Annotated in this window: 15 protein-coding genes; 13 read left to right on the top strand and 2 right to left on the bottom strand. The window is 71.9% G+C overall.

Translation table 11 applies throughout. The annotated features are described in order from the left end of the window. Positions 1–42: 42 nt before the first annotated feature. Positions 43–1905 carry a hypothetical protein gene (locus tag ACWGJ5_RS13825; RefSeq protein ID WP_453309953.1) on the bottom strand — a complete coding sequence of 621 codons (1863 nt, stop codon included), beginning with the start codon at positions 1903–1905 and terminating at the stop codon, positions 43–45. Between the two features lie 150 nt (positions 1906–2055). Between ACWGJ5_RS13825 and ACWGJ5_RS13820 the strand changes: the two genes are divergently transcribed. From ACWGJ5_RS13820 to ACWGJ5_RS13770, 11 genes are all read left to right on the top strand, one after another. Next, complete coding sequence (locus tag ACWGJ5_RS13820) at positions 2056–2475, top strand: cell division protein SepF (RefSeq protein WP_228616551.1); 420 nt, start codon at positions 2056–2058, stop codon at positions 2473–2475. Between the two features lie 149 nt (positions 2476–2624). Then, entirely contained in the window at positions 2625–3821 is a 1197-nt protein-coding gene (locus tag ACWGJ5_RS13815) for an ATP-binding protein (RefSeq protein ID WP_453309952.1), read from the top strand. Further along, positions 3818–4186 (top strand): nucleotide pyrophosphohydrolase, encoded by a 369-nt coding sequence (locus tag ACWGJ5_RS13810; protein ID WP_453309951.1) that lies wholly within the window; start codon positions 3818–3820, stop codon positions 4184–4186. Before ACWGJ5_RS13815 ends, ACWGJ5_RS13810 begins: the two co-directional genes overlap by 4 nt. A gap of 166 nt (positions 4187–4352) precedes the next feature. Then, on the top strand, positions 4353–4883 hold the full coding sequence (locus ACWGJ5_RS13805) for a DUF6099 family protein (RefSeq protein WP_453309950.1): 531 nt from the start codon (positions 4353–4355) through the stop codon (positions 4881–4883). A gap of 184 nt (positions 4884–5067) precedes the next feature. Next, on the top strand, positions 5068–5991 hold the full coding sequence (locus ACWGJ5_RS13800) for an LLM class F420-dependent oxidoreductase (protein WP_453309949.1): 924 nt from the start codon (positions 5068–5070) through the stop codon (positions 5989–5991). A 540-nt stretch (positions 5992–6531) separates the two neighbouring features. Further along, complete coding sequence (locus ACWGJ5_RS13795) at positions 6532–7461, top strand: hypothetical protein (protein WP_453309948.1); 930 nt, start codon at positions 6532–6534, stop codon at positions 7459–7461. A gap of 57 nt (positions 7462–7518) precedes the next feature. Beyond that, a complete protein-coding gene (locus ACWGJ5_RS13790; protein ID WP_453309947.1) occupies positions 7519–8997 on the top strand; it encodes a 3' terminal RNA ribose 2'-O-methyltransferase Hen1 in 1479 nt (492 codons plus the stop codon). Further along, positions 8994–11540, top strand: coding sequence for a polynucleotide kinase-phosphatase (locus ACWGJ5_RS13785; RefSeq protein ID WP_453309946.1), 2547 nt, complete (start codon positions 8994–8996; stop codon positions 11538–11540). The genes ACWGJ5_RS13790 and ACWGJ5_RS13785 overlap by 4 nt, the downstream gene beginning before the upstream one ends. A 590-nt stretch (positions 11541–12130) precedes the next feature. Further along, positions 12131–13354, top strand: coding sequence for an arginine deiminase (locus tag ACWGJ5_RS13780; RefSeq protein ID WP_385312232.1), 1224 nt, complete (start codon positions 12131–12133; stop codon positions 13352–13354). A 64-nt stretch (positions 13355–13418) separates the two neighbouring features. Further along, on the top strand, positions 13419–14429 hold the full coding sequence (gene argF / locus ACWGJ5_RS13775; RefSeq protein ID WP_453309945.1) for an ornithine carbamoyltransferase: 1011 nt from the start codon (positions 13419–13421) through the stop codon (positions 14427–14429). A gap of 122 nt (positions 14430–14551) precedes the next feature. Then, positions 14552–16003: an amino acid permease gene (locus ACWGJ5_RS13770; RefSeq protein ID WP_453309944.1), complete on the top strand. Its 1452-nt coding sequence runs from the start codon at positions 14552–14554 to the stop codon at positions 16001–16003. Here the strand turns inward: ACWGJ5_RS13770 and ACWGJ5_RS13765 are convergent. Then, positions 15960–16415: an ATP-binding protein gene (locus ACWGJ5_RS13765; protein WP_453309943.1), complete on the bottom strand. Its 456-nt coding sequence runs from the start codon at positions 16413–16415 to the stop codon at positions 15960–15962. The genes ACWGJ5_RS13770 and ACWGJ5_RS13765 overlap by 44 nt on opposite strands. A gap of 296 nt (positions 16416–16711) precedes the next feature. On the opposite strand from ACWGJ5_RS13765, the gene ACWGJ5_RS13760 reads away from it, so the two are divergent. Continuing rightward, the gene (locus tag ACWGJ5_RS13760) at positions 16712–17539 is read left to right on the top strand and encodes an enoyl-CoA hydratase family protein (RefSeq protein WP_453309942.1); all 828 of its coding nucleotides are present in this window, start codon (positions 16712–16714) and stop codon (positions 17537–17539) included. A gap of 6 nt (positions 17540–17545) precedes the next feature. Beyond that, on the top strand, positions 17546–19813 hold the full coding sequence (locus tag ACWGJ5_RS13755; RefSeq protein ID WP_453309941.1) for a bifunctional salicylyl-CoA 5-hydroxylase/oxidoreductase: 2268 nt from the start codon (positions 17546–17548) through the stop codon (positions 19811–19813). The last annotated feature ends 30 nt before the right edge of the window (positions 19814–19843 follow it).

The raw sequence follows: 19843 nt of genomic DNA, 5'->3' as shown, positions 1-19843 counted from the left end.
GCCCGATCGGCCCTGGAGGCCGGCCAAGCCCTTGAGGCCTGCTCAGCCCTTGGATGCTCCTGACCCCTTGGGCGCTCCCGACCCCGTGGATGCCCCTGAGTCCTCGAGGCCCAGCTCGGCCCGGCTCACGTCCTTGGTCGAGAGCGTCTGCGGGGTCGCGGTGAAGGCGCGCAGCCGGATGTGCGTGTACTTCTTCGTGGGCACCAGGAAGCCGCCCTGGGGTGCCCGCAGCTCGACGGTCGCCGTGGTGTGGGCGGGGATGGTGGCCGGGCCGTGCGCCAGGGACCAGTACCGGTTCATGCCCTGCCCCGTCGTCAGCATGTAGTGCGGGGTCAGCGCGTTGCCGCCGGTGTTGGTCACCCGCACGGTCATCGTGGACAGGGTGCGCGCCGAGCCGTGCCGGACCGCCGTGATGGCCATCCGCAGCGGCGGCCTGCCCGTCACCGCGAGGGTCGCGCTCACCAGCGGGGGCGTGATCAGCAGGAGGACCGCGGCGGCCAGGGCCGGCCTGCGGCGCGGACCGGTCAGCCAACTGGGCCGCGGCTGCCACGCCGTCCTGAACTCCGACAGGGGCACGGTGATCGCCGCCGCCAGCCACAGCGGCGTGTACATCAGGTAGTAGCCGTCCTGGGACCGGGTCGCCAGGTAGAAGGCGCACCAGGGCAGCACGGTCGCGGCCGGGCCCAGCCGCCGTACGAACAGCACGAACAGCGCCAGCAGGGCCGCGGCGAGCAGCATGCTCGCGTGGCCGTACCAGTCGAGCCGGTCGCTGCCGTGGGTGAAGTACAGGGAGATGCCGACCAGACCCTGCCCGTGCACCACCGCGCCCTGGGTCAGCGGCAGGGCGATGCCCCGGAACCACGGGTCCGGTTCGCTGACGATGAAGTACGCGTTGATCAGCAGCCAGGTGAGGACCGCGATCCCGGCGGTCCGCAGGACCACCCGCGCCGCCTGTCGCCCGCCGAGCTCACCGCGGCGCACGGCGTAGATCCCGGCCAGCAGGAACGGGGTGACGAACCAGGGGAGTTGCTGTGCCGCGCACGCGGCCCCGATGCACGCGGCCCGCGCGATCCCGGCGGCACCCAGCCGTCCCCCGGCGGCGAACCGCGGCCAGCGCACCACCACCGGCATCAGCAGGACCAGGCCGACGATCGCCGGGTAGCCCTGACGGGCGTACATCGGCAGGAAACTGAAGCCCAGGCAGAGCATCGTGGCGGCCGATCGCCACGGCGTCGGCAGCAGCCGCCACAGCACCACCGCGCCCACGATCAGTACGACCGTCACCGCCAGGGTCGCCGGTGCGCCGACGTGGCCGAGCCACAGGAAGGGCACGGTGAGCAGCGGCGTCAGCGGAGGATAGCCGTACGTGTAGTCGTAACCGCCGGTCGTCGTGGCGGTCAGGGCGACGCCCTTGATGTGGAACAGCCACGGCCACGGGTGGTCGTACACCTGGTGTCCGCCGACGATCTCCTTCGCGGCCTGTGTGGTCAGGACCGCCTCGTCGCCTCCCGCGTGGTTCAACGCCCAGGCGCACAGGGTGAGCGCGATCGCGGTCACCAGCACCACGGCGTCCAGGCGGGCCAGCGAACGCGCCCGGCGGACCGTCAGCGCGAGCACGCCGGTCACCAGGATCGAGGCGTAGCAGGCGGAGATGACCCCCGCGAGGACCAGCTTGTGCGTAGCCGCCTGCGTCCACACCGTGCGCGTGCCGATGAACAGGCTGACGTCGGCGAGCAGCGTCAGCACGCGGTGCCACTGGGCGGGTGGCTCATGGAGCTCCGCGGGGGCGACCGATACGGCGGACACCGCCGACTTCGTCCGCCGGCCGGCTGTCACCTGCTGTGTTTCTGCCAAGTGCACGGCACTGGACGCTACTGGCGACCGGTGAACAGGGCGTGGCGGCATGTGAAGAGTCGGATATGAGGGCGGTAAGAAACGGACGTACTCGTACATGTGACGCAGGTCGCTCCCCGCCGGGTGGCACCGGAGCGGTCGCGCAGTGTGTCGTTGTTGGGCCGAACGGGTGACTTGGCGTAAGAATTGGCTGGTGCAGGCATGGAGTACGAGTCAGGTCGGGGGGAGCCGGTGAGCCGTTACGACGTCACCGATGAACAGTGGGAAGGGCTCGCCCAGGTCGTGCCGCTGCGGGGCCGGGACGCGTGGCCGTCCGCGGTGAACCACCGCTCGCTGCCGGACGCCGAGACCGAGACCCGGCGCCGGTTCGTGGTCCTGCGCGTCAACGTCTTCGCCGACGCCCGGGAGGTCGCCGAGACCCTGATGGCCGGGGCGCCGGTCCTGCTCGACCTCTCCGGCGCGGAGACCGAGGTCGCCAAGCGCGTCCTCGACTTCAGCACGGGCGTTGTCTTCGGCCTGGGCAGCGGAATGCACCGCGTCGACCGCAACGTGTTCCTCCTCACCCCGCCCGGCACCGAGGTGAGCGGGTTGATGGAGGGGGCCGGGGTGTCGGGGGGCTGAGGGCGCCGTCGGTGGCCGAGGGGGTATGCGGGGTGGCCTTCACTCGACCGAGTGGCCCCGGTCCCGTTTGGGGCTGCCGGACCGCCCGATCGTAGGAAGGTGCCGGCAGGAAACGGTTCGGCAGGTGGGGTGGGTTCTACGGTCCGGACATGGCCTTGCCCTCCGTGTCCGCTGAGCCCCCCGCCGTCGACGCGTCCGCCCGGACCGTACCCGCGCAGTCCCGGCGGTCCCCCGATGTGCGCGCCCGGATCACCGAGTTGCGGCTGTCGGCCTTTGCCGGGCATCGACGGGCCGGCTTTCCGCTGGGGTCCGTCACCTTGTTCGCCGGGCGCAGCGGAGCGGGCAAGACGACCGCGCTCACGGCGTACGAGGCGCTCGCCCGGCTCGGTGGCGGAGCCTCGCTCTACGAGGTGTTCCCGGACCCGGTCGCCTGCGTGCCGCAGCGGGCACGCCCGGATGCCGGAGGGCGGCGCGGCTTCCGGATCGGCTGTACGGCCGACGGCGCCGCGGGGCCGGTCCGGCTCGACGTCGCCGTTCAGGCCGAACCGGAACTGAGGATCGTGGGGGAGCGGCTCACTGCGGGCGGGCTCGTCCTGCTGGAGACCGCGCTGCGCGACCCCGGGCGCGGCACCGTCCAGGCCGCCTGGCACACCGCGGGCTCCGCCCCGGTGACCCGTGCCCCGCTCCCCGACGACCGCCTCGGCACCGCCCTGTTGCCGCTGCGCGTGGCCGGCAGGACCGACGGGCAGCGTCATGTGCTCGCCGCCGCCGAGCAGATGGTGGTCGCCCTGCGCTCCGCCTTCCCCTGCGACCCCCGCCCCGAGTGCATGCGTGCTCCCGTGCCCGCCGGTTCCGGCCGGCTGCTGTCCGGCTGCGACAACCTCGCCGACGTGCTGTGGCGCACCCGCGCGGAATGCGCCCGCCGGCACGGCCTGCTGGTCGAGTCCCTGCGCGCGGGCTGCGCGGGTCCGGTGACCGATCTCGTCGCGGAGCCGCTGCCGGACGGCACGGTACGGGCGCTGCTCGACCGCGGCGACGGTCTGCGCACCGAACTCGCCCGGCTCGGCGACGGGGAACTGCGCTATCTCGCGCTGACGCTGGTGCTGCTGACCGGGCCCGGCGTCCTGGACGTGGACACCCCGGGCGAGGTGCCCGACGCCCTGCGTACCCTCACCGTCCTCGCCGACGGGTTCGACCGCGGCCTCGACCCCGCCCAGCGCCGGGAACTGCTGCGGACGGCCGTCCGGATGGGCGAGCGCGGGCACATCCGGTGTGCGGGCGCGGTGAGCGACGCCTCGTGGGCCGCCGGGACCGAGGGTGTCACGGTGGTACACCTGGAAGCGTGACGGAACCTCTCGACCTGGCCCGACTCCAGTGCAGACTCGCCGAGTTCGCGGCCGCGCGGAACTGGCAGCCCTACCACACCCCCAAGAACCTCGTCGCCGCGCTCAGCGTGGAGGCCTCCGAACTGGTCGAGATCTTCCAGTGGCTGACGCCGGAGGAGTCCGGGCGCGTGATGGACGACCCGGACACCGCGCACCGGGTCACCGACGAGGTCGCCGATGTCCTCGCCTATCTGCTGCAGTTCTGCGACGTCCTCGGCGTCGACCCGCTGGCCGCCCTGGCCGCCAAGATCGACCGCAACGAACGGCGGTTCCCGGCGCCGGGGGCGCAGTGCGCCCCCGAGCGCCCTCAACCGCCGGAGGGGTGAACTCCGGTATCACTCTCCGGAGTTGAATCGCCTGTCGAATCCGAATTGTTGTCCATAGATTTCCGTCTACCTCTGGTTTTTCGTATTCAGTGCCCTCACGCTGGGTAGTGGACAAGGGAGTCCAAGAGGGCGTGTGAGGAAGCACGCGGAAGGACGGGGGCGACGCATGGACGCGATACGGCTCATCCTCACCAACAGGCGTGCGCTGGCGTGCGCCGCCGACTCGGCCGAGATCATGGCGGAGGTGTGGCAGGCGCAGGCCCTGGCCCAGGCGGTCGGCAGCCGCCTCGCGGTCTCCGGCCCGCCCGAGCTGCGCGGCGAGGCGCTGGGCCTGACCGAACTGGCGGGCCGGGGCTGCGGGGTCCTGGACCCGCCCGAACTCGACCTGGGCGACCTGCGCGCCGCCCAGCTCACCGAGCTGGCCGACGCCCGCGAGACCCTGCTCTGCCTCGGGGGTCTGCTCGGTGAGGTCGGCATGGCCCTGGTCGGCATGGCCAGCGGGGCCGACGACGAGACGACGTACTGGCAGTGCATGGAGGCCATCGACGCGGCCGACGAGTCCCGCGACCGCGTCCTGGAGATGCTGCGCAAGCTGGCGGCGCGGGAGGAGACGTTACGGGAGGACGAGAGCCGGAAGAGTGCGGACGGCGATCAGAAGAGCCTGAACGACAACCGCAGTAGCCCGTCCGGCGTTTGACGACTGGGCCGTTCAGGCCGGAACGGGGTCCGGCACGTCGGCCGAGGACGGCACGTCGGCCGAGGACGGTCTACGGCCCTGTCGGCACCGGCGCGCTCGGCGGGCGAATTTCACCCGACCGGGGACGGCCGCGCCGGGCGGTACCGGCGAGGTCGGTGTGGCGTGCGGCGTGCAGGATGGATGTATGGACCTTCGAATCTTCACCGAGCCCCAGCAGGGGGCCACCTACGACACCTTGCTCACCGTGGCGAAGGCCACCGAGGACCTTGGCTTCGACGCCTTCTTCCGCTCCGACCACTACCTCCGCATGGGCAGCGCCGACGGGCTGCCCGGTCCCACGGACGCCTGGATCACGCTCGCCGGACTGGCCCGCGAGACCAAGCGCATCCGTCTCGGCACGCTGATGACCGCCGGAACGTTCCGGCTGCCCGGCGTGCTCGCCATCCAGGTCGCCCAGGTCGACCAGATGTCCGGCGGCCGGGTGGAGCTCGGGCTCGGCGCGGGCTGGTTCGAGGAGGAGCACAAGGCGTACGGCATCCCGTTCCCGAAGGAGAAGTTCGCGCGGCTGGAGGAGCAACTCGCCATCGTCACCGGGCTGTGGGCGACCGAGGTGGGCAAGACCTTCGACTTCCACGGCACGTACTACGACCTGACCGACTCGCCCGCACTGCCCAAGCCGGCCCAGAAGAAGGTCCCGGTGCTCATCGGCGGCCACGGTGCGAGCCGTACGCCGCGGCTGGCCGCCCGGTTCGCCGACGAGTTCAACATCCCCTTCGCCTCCGTGGAGGACAGCGAGCGGCAGTTCGGCCGGGTGCGTGCCGCGGCGGAGGAGGCCGGCCGGGGTGCGGACGCGCTGACGTACTCCAACGCGCTCGTGGTCTGCGTCGGCCGGGACGACCAGGAGCTCGCCCGCCGCGCGGCCGCGATCGGCCGTGAGGTCGACGAGCTGAGGGCCAACGGCCTGGCCGGCTCGCCGGCCGAGGTCGTCGACAAGATCGGCCGGTACGCCGCGATCGGCTCCCAGCGGATCTATCTGCAGATCCTGGACCTCACCGACCTGGACCACCTGGACCTCATCTCCACCCAGGTCCAGCCACAACTGCCGTAACACCATCCGCGCCGAGCCCCGACCCTTGGCCTCCGGGCCCCCGACCCTTGGCCTCCGGGCCCGGGCTCCGTCCTCCGGGCTACGGGCCCTGGCCTTCGGTCTCCGGGCCCGGGCCACGGTCCAGGTCTCCGAGCCTCGGCCTCCGGCCCCAGACCTTGGCCTCCGGCCCCCGGGGCCACCGCCACCGGCCACGGGTCACGGCCACGGGCCCTGGCCTTCGGTCTCCGGGCCCGGGCCACGGTCCAGGTCTCTGGCGCCGGCCCTTGGCCCCCGGCCTCCGGCCCCCAGACCCCGGGCCCCGGTCTCCGAGCCCGGGCCGGCCGAGAGGATCCCCGTACCGAGGACCGCGCCCGCCGGCGCCGCGACGACGGCTCTTCTGCCGGTACGGACTCCGTGAACGTGGGACATGGTTCCCCCTTCCGCCAGTGGTCGGTTGACGGCTGGATCACCATGCCGTAACTGTGTACGAATTGTGTCGGAACTGTGGGTTCCATCACAGCGCGACCGGTCAAGGCTTGATCGGATGGCGGGGTGCGCAAAGTGCTCCCTCTCGCCCTCAGCGGCCTGTTCGTCCTGTCGGCATGCCAGTTCGCCGGTCACGACGACCCCGTCGACGAGGCACGCCACCTCAACACCATGGCGGCGTTCCCGCTGCACGCCTACATCTCGGATCCCGAGTCGGACGGCGCGAAGACCGTCAGCCGGGCACAGTGGATCCTCGGCAGGCAGTGCATGGTCCGGCTCGGCTTCTCCGGCTTCGCGACGCTCGACCCCAAGGCCGTCGAGGCGACCTACCCGGTCCGGCAGGGGACGTTCACGAGCGAGGACCTGCCCGGCGACGACAGCCCGTACGGCGTCGTCGACCCCGACATGGCCGCCGAGCACGGCTACCACAACCGGAAAACGGACACGTCCGCCCAGCCCCAGCAGTGGCCCGCCGACCAGTACGCCGCGCTCACCGGCACCTTCGAATCCGGGGACAGTCGCGTCACGCACGGCCACCGCATCCCCGAGGGCGGCTGCCTGGGACAGGCGGCGCGGAAGATCTACGGCCCTGCGCCCAAGGCGACGAAGGTCAACGGCGTGAAGCTGTCCGGCTACTACTCGCTCGCCCTCGAACTGTGGTACGAGTCCCACAAGCGGGCGAGCAAGGACCCGGCCTGGAAGAAGGCCGACAGCGCATGGTCGGCCTGCATGAAGAAGAAGGGCTTCCACTACTCCGATCCGGACAAGGCGTCGTTCGACTCCCACTGGTTCGGGCCCGACAAGCCGTCGGACAAGGAGAAGAAGACGGCGGCCGCGGACGCCCGGTGCAAGCTCGACACCGGCTATGTCCCCGCCGTGCACTCCCTCGACGTGCGCACGCAGCAATCCTCCATCGGCAGGAACAAGCAGAAGCTGGAGGCTCTGCGCGCCGCCGACGAACGGGCGGTGCGCAACGCCCGGACGATCGTCACCCACGCCTCCTGACCGGCGCGGAGCGAAAACCGGTGGTCAACGGGGATTCCGGACGCAAGACTCGGTCATGTGTTCCTGACGATCTCCATGCGCGGCGACGCCGCCCACCCGGCCACCGACCTCGGATACCTGCTGCACAAGCACCCCGACAAGGCGCAGAAGTTCTCCACGTCCTACGGCATGGCGCACGTCTTCTACCCCGAGGCGGACGACCGGCGCTGCACGGCCGCGCTGCTGCTGGAGATCGACACCGTCGCGCTGGTCCGGCGGGGCAAGGGCAAGGGCCGCGGCGGAGCCCCCGACGCGGCGCTCGCCCAGTACGTCAACGACCGCCCCTACGCGGCCTCCTCGCTGCTCGCGGTAGCGCTGAGCGGCGTGTTCTCCAGCGCGATGAAGGGCACCTGCCACGCCCGCCCCGAACTCCCGTCCCGGACACGGCCGTTGCGCATCGAGGTGCCCGCGCTGGCCGCCCGCGGCGGCCCGGAGCTCGTACGGCGTCTCTTCGGGCCGCTGGGCTGGACGGTCACCGTCGAACCGGTCGCCCTGGACGCCGAGTTCCCCGAGTGGGGGGACTCGCGCTATGTGCGGCTCGTCCTGGAGTCCGAGGCCCTGACCCTCGCCGAGGCCCTGCGCCACCTCTATGTCCTGCTGCCGGTCCTCGACGACGCCAAGCACTACTGGGTCTCCTCCGACGAGGTCGACAAGCTGCTGCGGGCCGGTGAGGGCTGGCTGCCCGGGCACCCGGAGCAGAAGCTGATCACCAGCCGCTATCTCTCCCGCCGCTGGTCGCTGACCCGGCAGGCGATGGAGCGGCTGGAGCTGGTGCGGCTCGCGGAGGCCGACGACAGCGAGGTCGAGGAGATCGACAACGCCGTCGAGGAGGAGACCGAGACGGAGGAGAAGCCCACCCCGCTCGCCGTGCAGCGCAGGGAGGCGATCCTCGCCGCGCTGCGGGACAGCGGCGCCGGTCGCGTGCTCGATCTCGGCTGCGGTCAGGGTGAGTTGGTGCGTGAGCTGCTGAAGGACCCGCGGTTCACCGAGATCGTCGGCGTCGACGTGTCGGTGCGCGCCCTGACCATCGCCTCCCGGCGGCTGAGGCTGGACCGCATGGGCGAGCGGCAGGCCTCGCGCGTCACGCTCTTCCAGGGCTCGCTCGCCTACACGGACAACCGGCTCAAGGGCTACGACGCCGCCGTGCTCAGCGAGGTGATCGAGCACCTCGACCTGCCCCGGCTGCCCGCCCTGGAGTACGCCGTGTTCGGGCACGCCCGCCCCCGCACGGTCCTCGTGACCACCCCGAACGTCGAGTACAACGTCCGCTGGGAGACCCTGCCCGCCGGACACGCCCGGCACGGCGACCACCGCTTCGAGTGGACCCGGCAGGAGTTCCGCACCTGGGCGCGCACGGTGGCCGAACGGCACGGCTACGACGTGGAGTTCGCGCACGTGGGACCGGACGACCCGGAGGTCGGCCCGCCCACCCAGATGGCCGCGTTCGTGATGAACACGGCCGTGATCAGTACCGAGAAGGAGGCGAAGGCAGCATGACCGAGTCGACACGGAACCAGGGGCGGACCCTCCCCGTCACCGACCTGTCCCTCGTGGTCCTCGTCGGCGCCTCCGGCTCCGGCAAGTCCACCTTCGCCCGCCGGCACTTCAAGCCGACCGAGGTGATCTCCTCGGACTTCTGCCGCGGTCTCGTCTCCGACGACGAGAACGACCAGAGCGCCACCCGGGACGCCTTCGACGTCCTGCACTACATCGCCGGCAAGCGGCTGGCGGCGGGCCGCCGTACGGTCGTGGACGCCACCAGCGTGCAGCAGGACGCCCGGCGCCAGCTGATCGAACTGGCCAGGAAGTACGACGTGCTGCCCATCGCCATCGTGCTGGACGTGCCGGAGGAGGTGTGCGCCGAGCGCAACGCGGTCCGCACCGACCGCGCCGACATGCCCCGCCGGGTCATCCAGCGGCACATCCGCGAACTGCGCCGCTCGCTGCGGCACCTGGAGCGGGAGGGCTTCCGCAAGGTGCACGTGCTGCGCGGCGTCGAGGAGGTGGAGCAGGCCACCGTCGTCACCGAGAAGCGCTTCAACGACCTCACCCACCTCACCGGCCCCTTCGACATCATCGGCGACATCCACGGCTGCTCCGCCGAGCTTGAGTCGCTGCTCGCCAAGCTGGGCTACACGGACGGCGTCCACCCGGACGGCCGTACCGCCGTGTTCGTCGGCGACCTGGTCGACCGCGGCCCGGACACCCCGGGCGTGCTGCGCCGGGTGATGTCCATGGTCGAGACGGGCAACGCGCTGTGCGTGCCCGGCAACCACGAGAACAAGTACGGCCGCCACCTCAAGGGCCGCAAGGTCCAGCACACCCATGGGCTGGCGGAGACCATCGCGCAGATGGAAGGCGAGAGCGAGGAGTTCGAGAAGCGGGTACGCACGTTCCTGGCGGGCCTGGTCAGCCACTACGTCCTCGACGGCGGCAGGCTGGTCGTCTGCCACGCCGGCCTGCCCGAGAAATACCACGGCCGCACCTCCGGCCGGGTCCGCTCGCACGCCCTGTACGGCGACACCACCGGCGAGACCGACGAGTTCGGGCTGCCGGTGCGCTACCCGTGGGCGGAGGACTACCGGGGCCGTGCGGCGGTGGTCTACGGCCACACGCCGGTCCCCGAGGCGACCTGGCTGAACAACACCATCTGCCTGGACACCGGGGCGGTCTTCGGCGGCAAGCTGACCGCGCTGCGCTGGCCGGAGCGCGAGCTGGTCGACGTACCGGCCGAGCGGGTCTGGTACGAGCCGACGCGCCCGCTGCGCTCGGAGGCGCCCGGCGGTCAGGACGGCCGGCCGCTGGACCTGGCGGACGTGTACGGCCGCAGGGCGGTGGAGACCCGGCACGCCGGCATGGTCGCGGTCCGTGAGGAGAACGCGGCGGCGGCGCTGGAGGTCATGAGCCGCTTCGCGACCGACCCGCGCCTGCTGCCGTATCTGCCGCCGACCATGGCGCCGACGGCGACTTCGCAGGTAGAGGGCTACTTGGAGCACCCGGTGGAAGCCTTCGCGCAGTACGCGGCGGACGGGGTCGAGCGGGTCGTGTGCGAGGAGAAGCACATGGGCTCGCGGGCCGTGGCCCTGGTGTGCCGGGACGCGGAGGCGGCACGCAAGCGCTTCGGCGTGGACGGGCCGACCGGGTCCCTCTACACCCGCACCGGGCGGCCGTTCTTCGACGACATGACGGTGACCGAGGAGGTCCTGGGGCGGCTGCGCGCGGCGATCGGGGCCGCCGGGCTCTGGGACGAACTGGCCACCGACTGGCTGCTGCTGGACGCCGAGCTGATGCCGTGGTCGCTGAAGGCCTCGGGGCTGCTGCGCAGCCAGTACGCGGCCGTCGGCGCCGCCTCCGGTGCGGTGTTCCCGGGTGCGCTGGCCGCCCTGGAAGCGGCCGCGGCCCGGGGCGTCGGCCTCGCCGGTCTGCTGGACCGGCAGCGGGACCGTGCCGCCGAGGCGGCCGCGTTCACCGCCGCCTACCGCCGCTACTGCTGGACCACGGACGGCCTGGACGGCGTCCGCCTGGCGCCCTTCCAGCTGCTGGCCGTCCAGGGCCGCAGCCTCGCCGCGCTGCCGCACGACGAGCAACTGGCCCTGATCGACCGGCTGGTGGAGCACGACGGCACCGGACTGCTGCAGACCACCCGGCGGCTGTACGTCGGCACCGGTGACCCGGAGTCGGTGCGCGCGGGTGTCGACTGGTGGCTGGAGATGACCGGCCGCGGCGGCGAGGGCATGGTCGTCAAGCCGGCCGGCGCGCTGGTCCGGAACACCGACGGCCGGCTGGTGCAGCCCGGCATCAAGTGCCGCGGCCGGGAGTACCTGCGGATCATCTACGGCCCCGAGTACACCCGGCCGGACAACCTCGCCAGGCTGCGGCAGCGGTTCCTCAACCACAAGCGGTCGCTCGCCCTGCGCGAGTACGCCCTCGGCCTGGAGGCACTGGACCGGCTCGGGGAGGGGGAGCCGCTGTGGCGGGTGCACGAGGCGGTGTTCGGGGTGCTGGCCCTGGAGTCGGAGCCGGTGGACCCCCGCCTGTAGCCCGTCACGGCGCACTCGGCCTGTTGTGCCGCGACGGGGGCCACCTGGGTTTCCCTGCCGACCTGGGGCCGGCCGGCGGGTGGTCCGGTGAGCCGTGGGCAGGCCGTCGTAGGACACCGGGGTCCTACGACGTCTGCCGCCGCCCGTCGAAATGCCGGACGCGGAGGGGGAGCTCGCGCCCTGGCGGGCCGGATACGCCCACGGCATCCTCCACCACCGGTGCGGCCCCGACTTCGTGACGGTCCTGGACCGCAGGCAGAAGGGCACGGGCGTACGGCTCACCCTCGCCCCCCGGTCCGCTCGCCGCGTTCCTCCGCCTCCAGGAGCCGGCCCCGCCGGACGCGGTCGACCGGGAGGCCGTCGAACTCCTCGTCGCCGAACGGCCGGTGCCGGCCGCCGGAGCCCGGGCGGTGGCCCCGCCCCCGCACGTCCGGCGCCGGCCGGTGCCCCGCACGGCGATCTGACCGCCTGCCCCGAGGCGAGCCGGAGTCCCACGAACCGACCGTTTGTCGTCGGTGAGACGAAAACAGGACGGGGCGGAAACGGTCCACAAGGGCGTGAAGACGGTCGGGTGCGGCCAGGATGGAGGCATGGCATACCACGTGGACTCCGAGGCCGGGCGGCTGCGCCGCGTGATTCTGCACCGGCCCGATCTGGAGCTCAAAAGGCTCACCCCCAGTAACAAGGACGCCCTGCTCTTCGACGACGTGCTGTGGGTGCGCCGGGCGCGCGCCGAGCACGACGGGTTCGCCGACGTCCTGCGGGACCGCGGGGTCGCCGTCCACCTCTTCGGTGACCTGCTGACCGAGACCCTGGAGATCCCCGAGGCCCGCACCCTCGTCCTCGACCGTGTCTTCCACGACAAGGAGTACGGCCCCCTCGCCGCCGACCACCTGCGCGCCGCCTTCGAGGCCCTGCCCGCGCGCGAGCTGGCCGAGGCGCTCGTGGGCGGCATGACCAAGCGGGAGTTCCTGCAGGCGCACGCGGAGCCGACCTCCGTGCGCTTCCATGTGATGGACCTCGACGACTTCCTCCTCGGCCCCCTGCCCAACCACCTCTTCACCCGCGACACCTCCGCCTGGATCTACGACGGGGTCGCCATCAACGCCATGCGACTGCCCGCGCGGCAGCGCGAGACCGTCCACTTCGAGGCGATCTACCGCCACCACCCGCTGTTCCGCGACGAGCTCTTCCACGTCTGGTCCCAGGGGCAGGCCGACCATCCCTCCACCATCGAGGGCGGCGACGTCCTGGTGATCGGCAACGGCGCAGTGCTGGTCGGCATGAGCGAGCGCACCACCCCGCAGGCCGTGGAGATGCTGGCGTACAAGCTGTTCGCGGCCGGCTCCGCGCGCACCATCGTCGCGCTCGACATGCCCAAGCGGCGCGCCTTCATGCACCTCGACACCGTGATGACCATGGTCGACGGCGACACCTTCACCCAGTACGCGGGCCTCGGCATGCTGCGCTCGTACACCATCGAGCCGGGGGTCTCCGAGAAGGAGCTGAAGGTCACCGACCATCCGCCGGAGCACATGCACCGCGCGATCGCCGCCGCCCTGGGCCTCGGCGAGATCCGGGTGCTGACCGCGACCCAGGACGTGCACGCCGCCGAGCGCGAGCAGTGGGACGACGGCTGCAACGTGCTCGCCGTCGAGCCCGGGGTCGTCGTCGCCTACGAGCGCAACTCGACCACCAACACGCATCTGCGCAAGCAGGGCATCGAGGTGATCGAGATCCCGGGCAGCGAGCTGGGGCGGGGCCGGGGCGGCCCGAGGTGCATGAGCTGTCCCGTAGAGCGAGACGCCGTATAAAAATGTGTAACATCGTATAGACTTCCAGAGTCCCTGTAGTCGCAGTACATCTGGAGCGCCCCCCATGGCGACAGTCCCGACCGGCCTCGCCGGCCGCCACTTCCTCAAGGAGCTGGACTTCACCGAGGAGGAGTTCCGCGGTCTGGTCGAGCTGGCGGCCGAGCTGAAGGCGGCCAAGAAGGCGGGGGCGGAGACGCAGTACCTGCGCGGCCGGAACATCGCGCTGATCTTCGAGAAGACCTCTACGCGCACCCGCTGCGCGTTCGAGGTCGCCGCCGCCGACCAGGGCGCCCACACGACGTACCTGGATCCGTCCGGCTCGCAGATCGGCCACAAGGAGTCCGTGAGGGACACCGCGCGGGTGCTGGGCCGGATGTACGACGGCATCGAGTACCGCGGGGACAGCCAGGCCAAGGTCGAGGAGCTGGCGGCGTACGCCGGCGTGCCCGTCTACAACGGGCTCACCGACGACTGGCACCCCACCCAGATGCTCGCCGACGTGCTCACCATGACCGAGCACAGCGACAGGCCGCTGACGGAGATCGCCTTCGCCTACCTCGGCGACGCCCGCTTCAACATGGGCAACTCCTACCTCGTCACCGGTGCCCTGCTCGGCATGGACGTGCGGATCGTCGCCCCGAAGGCCTACTGGCCCGCCGAGGACGTCGTCAGCCACGCCCTCAAGCTCGCCGAGGGAAGCGGCGCCCGGATCATCCTCACCGAGGACGTCCGGGAGGGCGTGTCGGGGGCGGACTTCGTCGCCACCGACGTGTGGGTCTCCATGGGCGAGCCGAAGGAGGTCTGGGCGGAGCGCATCGCCGCGCTCACGCCGTACGCCGTGACCATGGACGTCCTGCGCGCCACCGGCAACCCGGACGTGAAGTTCCTGCACTGTCTGCCGGCCTTCCACGACCTCGGCACCAAGGTCGGCGGCGAGATCCACGAGACCTACGGCCTGGACTCGCTGGAGGTGACGGACGAGGTGTTCGAGTCCGCGCACTCGATCGTCTTCGACGAGGCCGAGAACCGTCTGCACACCATCAAGGCGGTGCTGGTCGCCACACTCGCCCGCTGACCCTGGTCCACCGCCCCGACCAGGCCTTATCCTGACCGGCGGCCCGGCACCACCCCAGCCCGGACCGACGCCGCGACCTCACCCGGTCGCCCGCACCACCCAGAAACGAGCACCAACCCGCAATGCCCGCTCCCCGCATCAAGTCCCCGCACCTGCTCGTCGCCGAATCCGGCGCCGACCGCGAGGGCCACGGCCTCAAGCGCACGATGGGCCTCTTCCAGCTCATCTGCTTCGGCGTCGGCGCCATCGTCGGCACCGGCATCTTCGTCGGCCTCTCCGACTCCGTCGCCCAGGCCGGCCCGGCCGTCGTCGTCTCGTTCATCCTCGCCGCGATCACCTGCGTCTTCACCGCCTTCTCCTTCGCGGAGCTGGGCGGCGCGATCCCGGTCTCCGGCTCTTCGTACTCCTTCGCCTACGCCGGCCTCGGCGAGTCCACCGCCTTCCTGGTCGGCTGGTGCCTGCTGCTGGAGTACGGCATCTCCATCTCGGCCGTCGCCGTCGGCTGGAGCCAGTACGTCAACGAGCTGCTGCACAGCCTCACCGGCGTCCAGCTCCCGGCCGCCCTGTCCGCGGGCCCGGGCGACGGCGGGATCATCAACCTCCCGGCCGTGATCGTCATCGCCATGGCCTCCGTGCTGCTGGTGCGCGGGGTGCGCGAGAGCGCCCGGGCGACGGCCGCCATGGCCGCGGTCAAGCTCGTCATCCTGCTGGCCTTCTGCGCCATCGGCTACAGCGCCTTCAAGCACGGCAACCTCACCCCGTTCTCGCCGGCCGGCCTCGGCGGCATCGGCGCGGGCACCACGGCCGCGTTCTTCTCCTACATCGGCTTCGACGCGATCACCACGGCCGGTGAGGAGGCCAAGAACCCGCGCCGGGACATCCCGGTCGCGATCATGGTCTGCATGGGCATCGTGACCCTGTTGTACTGCGCGGTCGCGCTCGCCGCGATCGGCGCCATCGGCGGCAAGCAGGTCGCCGGCCGCCCCGCCGCCCTCTCCTACGTCGTCAACGAGGTCACCGGCTCGGCCGTCGGCGGCGGGGTGATCGCCTTCGGCGCGGTCGTCGCCATCGCCTCCGTCGTCCTCGCGGTGATGTACGGCCAGACCCGCATCCTGATGTCGATGTCCCGCGACGGCCTGATCCCGCGCGTCTTCGAGAAGGTCAACCCGAAGACCGCCACGCCGGTCGCCGGCACGCTGATCGTCGCCGTCGTCTTCGCGCTCCCGGCGGCCTTCGCCTCCCTCGACGCCGTGATGAACCTGTGCACCATCGGCACCTTGGCGATCATGGCCGTCGTCAACATCGTGGTGATCGCCCTGCGCCGCCGCGAGCCGGGCCTCAGCCGCAGCTTCCGCGTGCCGCTCTACCCGGTGGGCCCGCTGCTCGGCGTCGCCTTCTGCCTGTACCTGATGTACGAGACCGGCTGGCAGACCTGGGTCCAGTTCGCCGTGTTCCTCGTGGTGGGCCTCGCGATCTACGCCGGCTACGGCCGTCGGCACTCCACGCTGGCGCGGACGACCGCCCCCGAGGTCACGCCCAACGCCGCCGCTGAGCGGGAACCGCAGGCAGTCTGAACCACACCGCCTTGCCCGACGGGGTGGGGCGGTGACCGCAGGACGAGCTGAGGGCGCGGATCAGCAGCAGTCCGCGCCCGCCCTCCTGCCAGACATCGGGCTCCTCGATCGTCGGCGCGGTCAGCCGGCCGGGCGGGGCCGGGTCCGGGTCGTGCACCTCGACCTGGCAGCCGCTCGGCAACAGCTCCACCACCAGCTCTATCGGGCCGCGCCCGGCGGTGTGCTCCACCGCGTTGGCCACCAGCTCCGCCGTGAGGAGCTCAGCGGTGTCGCTGTCGGCCGGATGCTCCACCTCGGCGAGGGCCGTGCGCACCAGGGCACGGGCCACGGGCACCGCGGCGGCGGTGTGCGGCAGTGCGATGCGCCAGGAGGCCGGTTCGGTGGGGCGTTCGTGCAAGGCGAGTCCGTTCATGGAGCAGGCTGTCCTGCTTTCGGCTGTAGGAATGGTACGGGCCCGGCCACTTCGGGCCTTCGGCGGGCTTCGGCCGGAACCCTGGGCCCCGGTACCGGCGGCTTACCCAGGCCGGCGGCCCGTCTCGCCCGCCCGAGCCCACTGTTACGGCGCTGTCGACGACCGGTGACGCATGTGACGGGACTCGGCCGGTCCGCACGCCGCTTGTCGCGTACTCGTGACGACAGTCACAAACAGGTGATAAGTTCATGGGACAGCGCAACGTACGGCACCGCCCCCCTAGGAGGCCGCACGTCATGAGTCCCTTCACCGGCTCCGCCGCCCGCACCTCCGACTGGGAGCATCTGCGGGTCCAGCTCGCCGACGGGGTCGCCACCGTCACCCTCACCCGTCCCGAGAAGCTCAACGCGCTCACCTTCGGCGCCTACGCCGACCTGCGCGACCTGCTCGCCGAGCTGTCCCGGGAGCGCGCCGTACGCGCCCTGGTGCTGGCCGGCGAGGGACGCGGCTTCTGCTCCGGCGGTGACGTCGACGAGATCATCGGCGCCACCCTCGGCATGGACACCGCCCGGTTGCTCGACTTCAACCGGATGACCGGCCAGGCCGTACGGGCGATCCGCGAGTGCCCGTTCCCCGTGATCGCGGCCGTCCACGGCGTGGCGGCCGGCGCCGGGGCGGTCCTGGCGCTCGCGGCCGACTTCCGCGTGGCGGACCCCACCGCCCGCTTCGCCTTCCTCTTCACCCGCGTCGGCCTGTCCGGCGGCGACATGGGAGCGGCCTACCTGCTGCCCCGTGTCGTCGGCCTCGGCCACGCCACCCGGCTGCTCATGCTGGGCGAACCGGTCCGGGCCCCCGAGGCCGAGCGCATCGGCCTGATCAGCGAGCTGACGGAGGACGGCCGGGCCGACGACGCGGCCCAAGCGCTGGCCCGCCGCCTGGCCGACGGCCCGGCCCTGGCGTACGCCCAGACGAAGGCCCTGCTCACGGCCGAACTGGACATGCCCCTGGCGGCGTCGATCGAGCTGGACGCCTCGACCCAGGCATTGCTGATGCACGGCGAGGACTACGCGGAGTTCCACGCGGCCTTCACGGAGAAGCGCGCGCCGAAGTGGCGGGGAAGGTGAGCCCTCATGCGGGTGGCGATCATCGGCGGTGGCCCCGGCGGCCTGTACGCGGCAGCGCTCCTCAAGCGGCTCGATCCCACCCGTGAGGTGACCGTCTGGGAGCGCAACGCCCCGGACGTCACCTTCGGCTTCGGTGTGGTCCTCTCCGACGAGACCCTGGGCGGCATCGAACACGCCGACCCCGTCGTGTACGAGGCACTGCAGCGGCGCTTCGTACGGTGGGACGACATCGACATCGTGCACGCAGGCACCTGCCAGACCTCCGGGGGACACGGCTTCGCGGCGGTGCGCAGGCGGACCCTTCTGAAGATCCTGCACGAGCGCTGCCTCTCGCTCGGCGTGACCATCGCATTCGGCACCGAGGCCCCGTCCGCGGACGAGCTCTCCCGGACCCACGACCTCGTCATCGCCGCCGACGGTGTCCACAGCGCCACCCGCGAGACCCACGCCCAGGTGTTCCGCCCGCGCATCACCGAGCACCGCTGCCGGTACATCTGGCTCGCCGCCGACTTCGCGTTCGACGCCTTCCGCTTCGAGATCGCCCCGACCGAACACGGCGTGATGCAGCTGCACGGCTACCCGTACGCGGCCGACGCCTCCACCGTGATCGTCGAGATGCGCGAGGAGGTCTGGCGGGCGGCGGGATTCGACGAACTCGGGCCGGACGAATCCGTCGAGCGCTGCGCCAAGATCTTCTCCGACGCGCTGCGGGGCCGCCCGCTGCACTCCAACAACTCGACGTGGACCACCTTCCGTACGGTGGTCAACGACCGCTGGTCCCACGGCAACGTAGTCCTCCTCGGCGACGCCGCGCACACCGCCCACTTCTCCATCGGCTCGGGCACCAAGCTGGCCGTGGAGGACGCCCTCGCACTCGCGGCGTGCCTGCGCGAACAGCCCACACTCGACAGGGCACTGGCGGCCTACGAGGAGGAGCGCAAACCCGTCGTCGCCTCCACCCAGCGTGCCGCCCGCGCCAGCCTCGAATGGTTCGAGAACCTGCGGCACCACCTCGGCCGGCCGCCCCGGCAGTTCGCCTTCAGCCTGCTCACCCGCAGCCGCCGCGTCACCCACGACAACCTCCGGCTGCGCGACGCCCGCTTCACCGAGGCGGTCGAGCGCGAGTTCGGCTGCCCGCCCGGCACACCCCCGATGTTCACGCCGCTGCGGCTGCGCGGCCTGACCCTGCGCAACCGGGTCGTGGTGTCGCCGATGGACATGTACTCCGCCACCGACGGCGTCCCCGGCGACTTCCACCTCGTCCACCTCGGCGCCCGCGCGCTCGGCGGGGCCGGGCTCGTCATGACCGAGATGGTGTGCGTGAGCGAGGAGGGCCGCATCACGCCGGGGTGCGCCGGTCTCTACACCGGCCGGCAGGCCGAGGCGTGGCGGCGGGTCACCGACTTCGTGCACACCCAGGCACCCGGCACCGCGATCGGCGTGCAGCTCGGCCACTCCGGCCGCAAGGGGTCCACGAAGCTGATGTGGGAGGGCATGGACGAGCCGCTGACCCGCGGCAACTGGCCCCTCGTCGCGGCCTCCCCGCTGCCGTACAAGCCGGGCAGCCAGACCCCCCGGCAGCTCTCCCGTGCCCAACTCACCGACGTCCGCGAGCAGTTCAGCGCCGCCGCCTGGCGGGCCGCGCGGGCCGGGTTCGACCTCCTCGAACTGCACTGCGCGCACGGCTATCTGCTCTCCGGCTTCCTCTCCCCGCTCACCAACCGGCGCACCGACGCCTACGGCGGCTCACCGGAGCGCCGGCTGAGGTTCCCGCTGGAGGTCTTCGACGCCGTTCGCGCGGTGTGGCCCGCGGAGCGGCCCATGACGGTGCGCATCTCCGCGACCGACTGGGCCGAGGGCGGCACGACCGCGGAGGACGCGGTGGAGATCGCCCGCGCCTTCGCCGCGCACGGGGCAGACGCGATCGACGTCTCCACCGGGCAGGTGGTGGCCGAGGAGCGGCCGGAGTTCGGGCGGTCCTACCAGACGCCGTTCGCCGACCGGGTCCGGCACGAGGCGGGCGTTCCGGTGATCGCAGTCGGCGCGATCTCGTCCTGGGACGACGTCAACTCCCTGATTCTCGCCGGGCGTACGGACCTGTGCGCGCTGGGCCGTCCGCACCTGTACGACCCGCACTGGACGCTGCACGCGGCGGCCGAGCAGGGCTACGAGGGGCCCGGTGCGGTCTGGCCCGCGCCCTACCGCGCGGGCAGCCGCCGCCCCCAGACCGGCCGCACGGACGCCCCGAAGCCCCGGCTGACCCTCGGCGGCTGACTGTCAGTACCGTCTGCTCTACTCGGAGGG

It is taken from the genome of Streptomyces sp. NPDC054783, from assembly GCF_053611725.1.
Note: the sequence above shows the minus strand (reverse complement) of the source record. Positions and strands in the feature narration are given on the sequence as shown.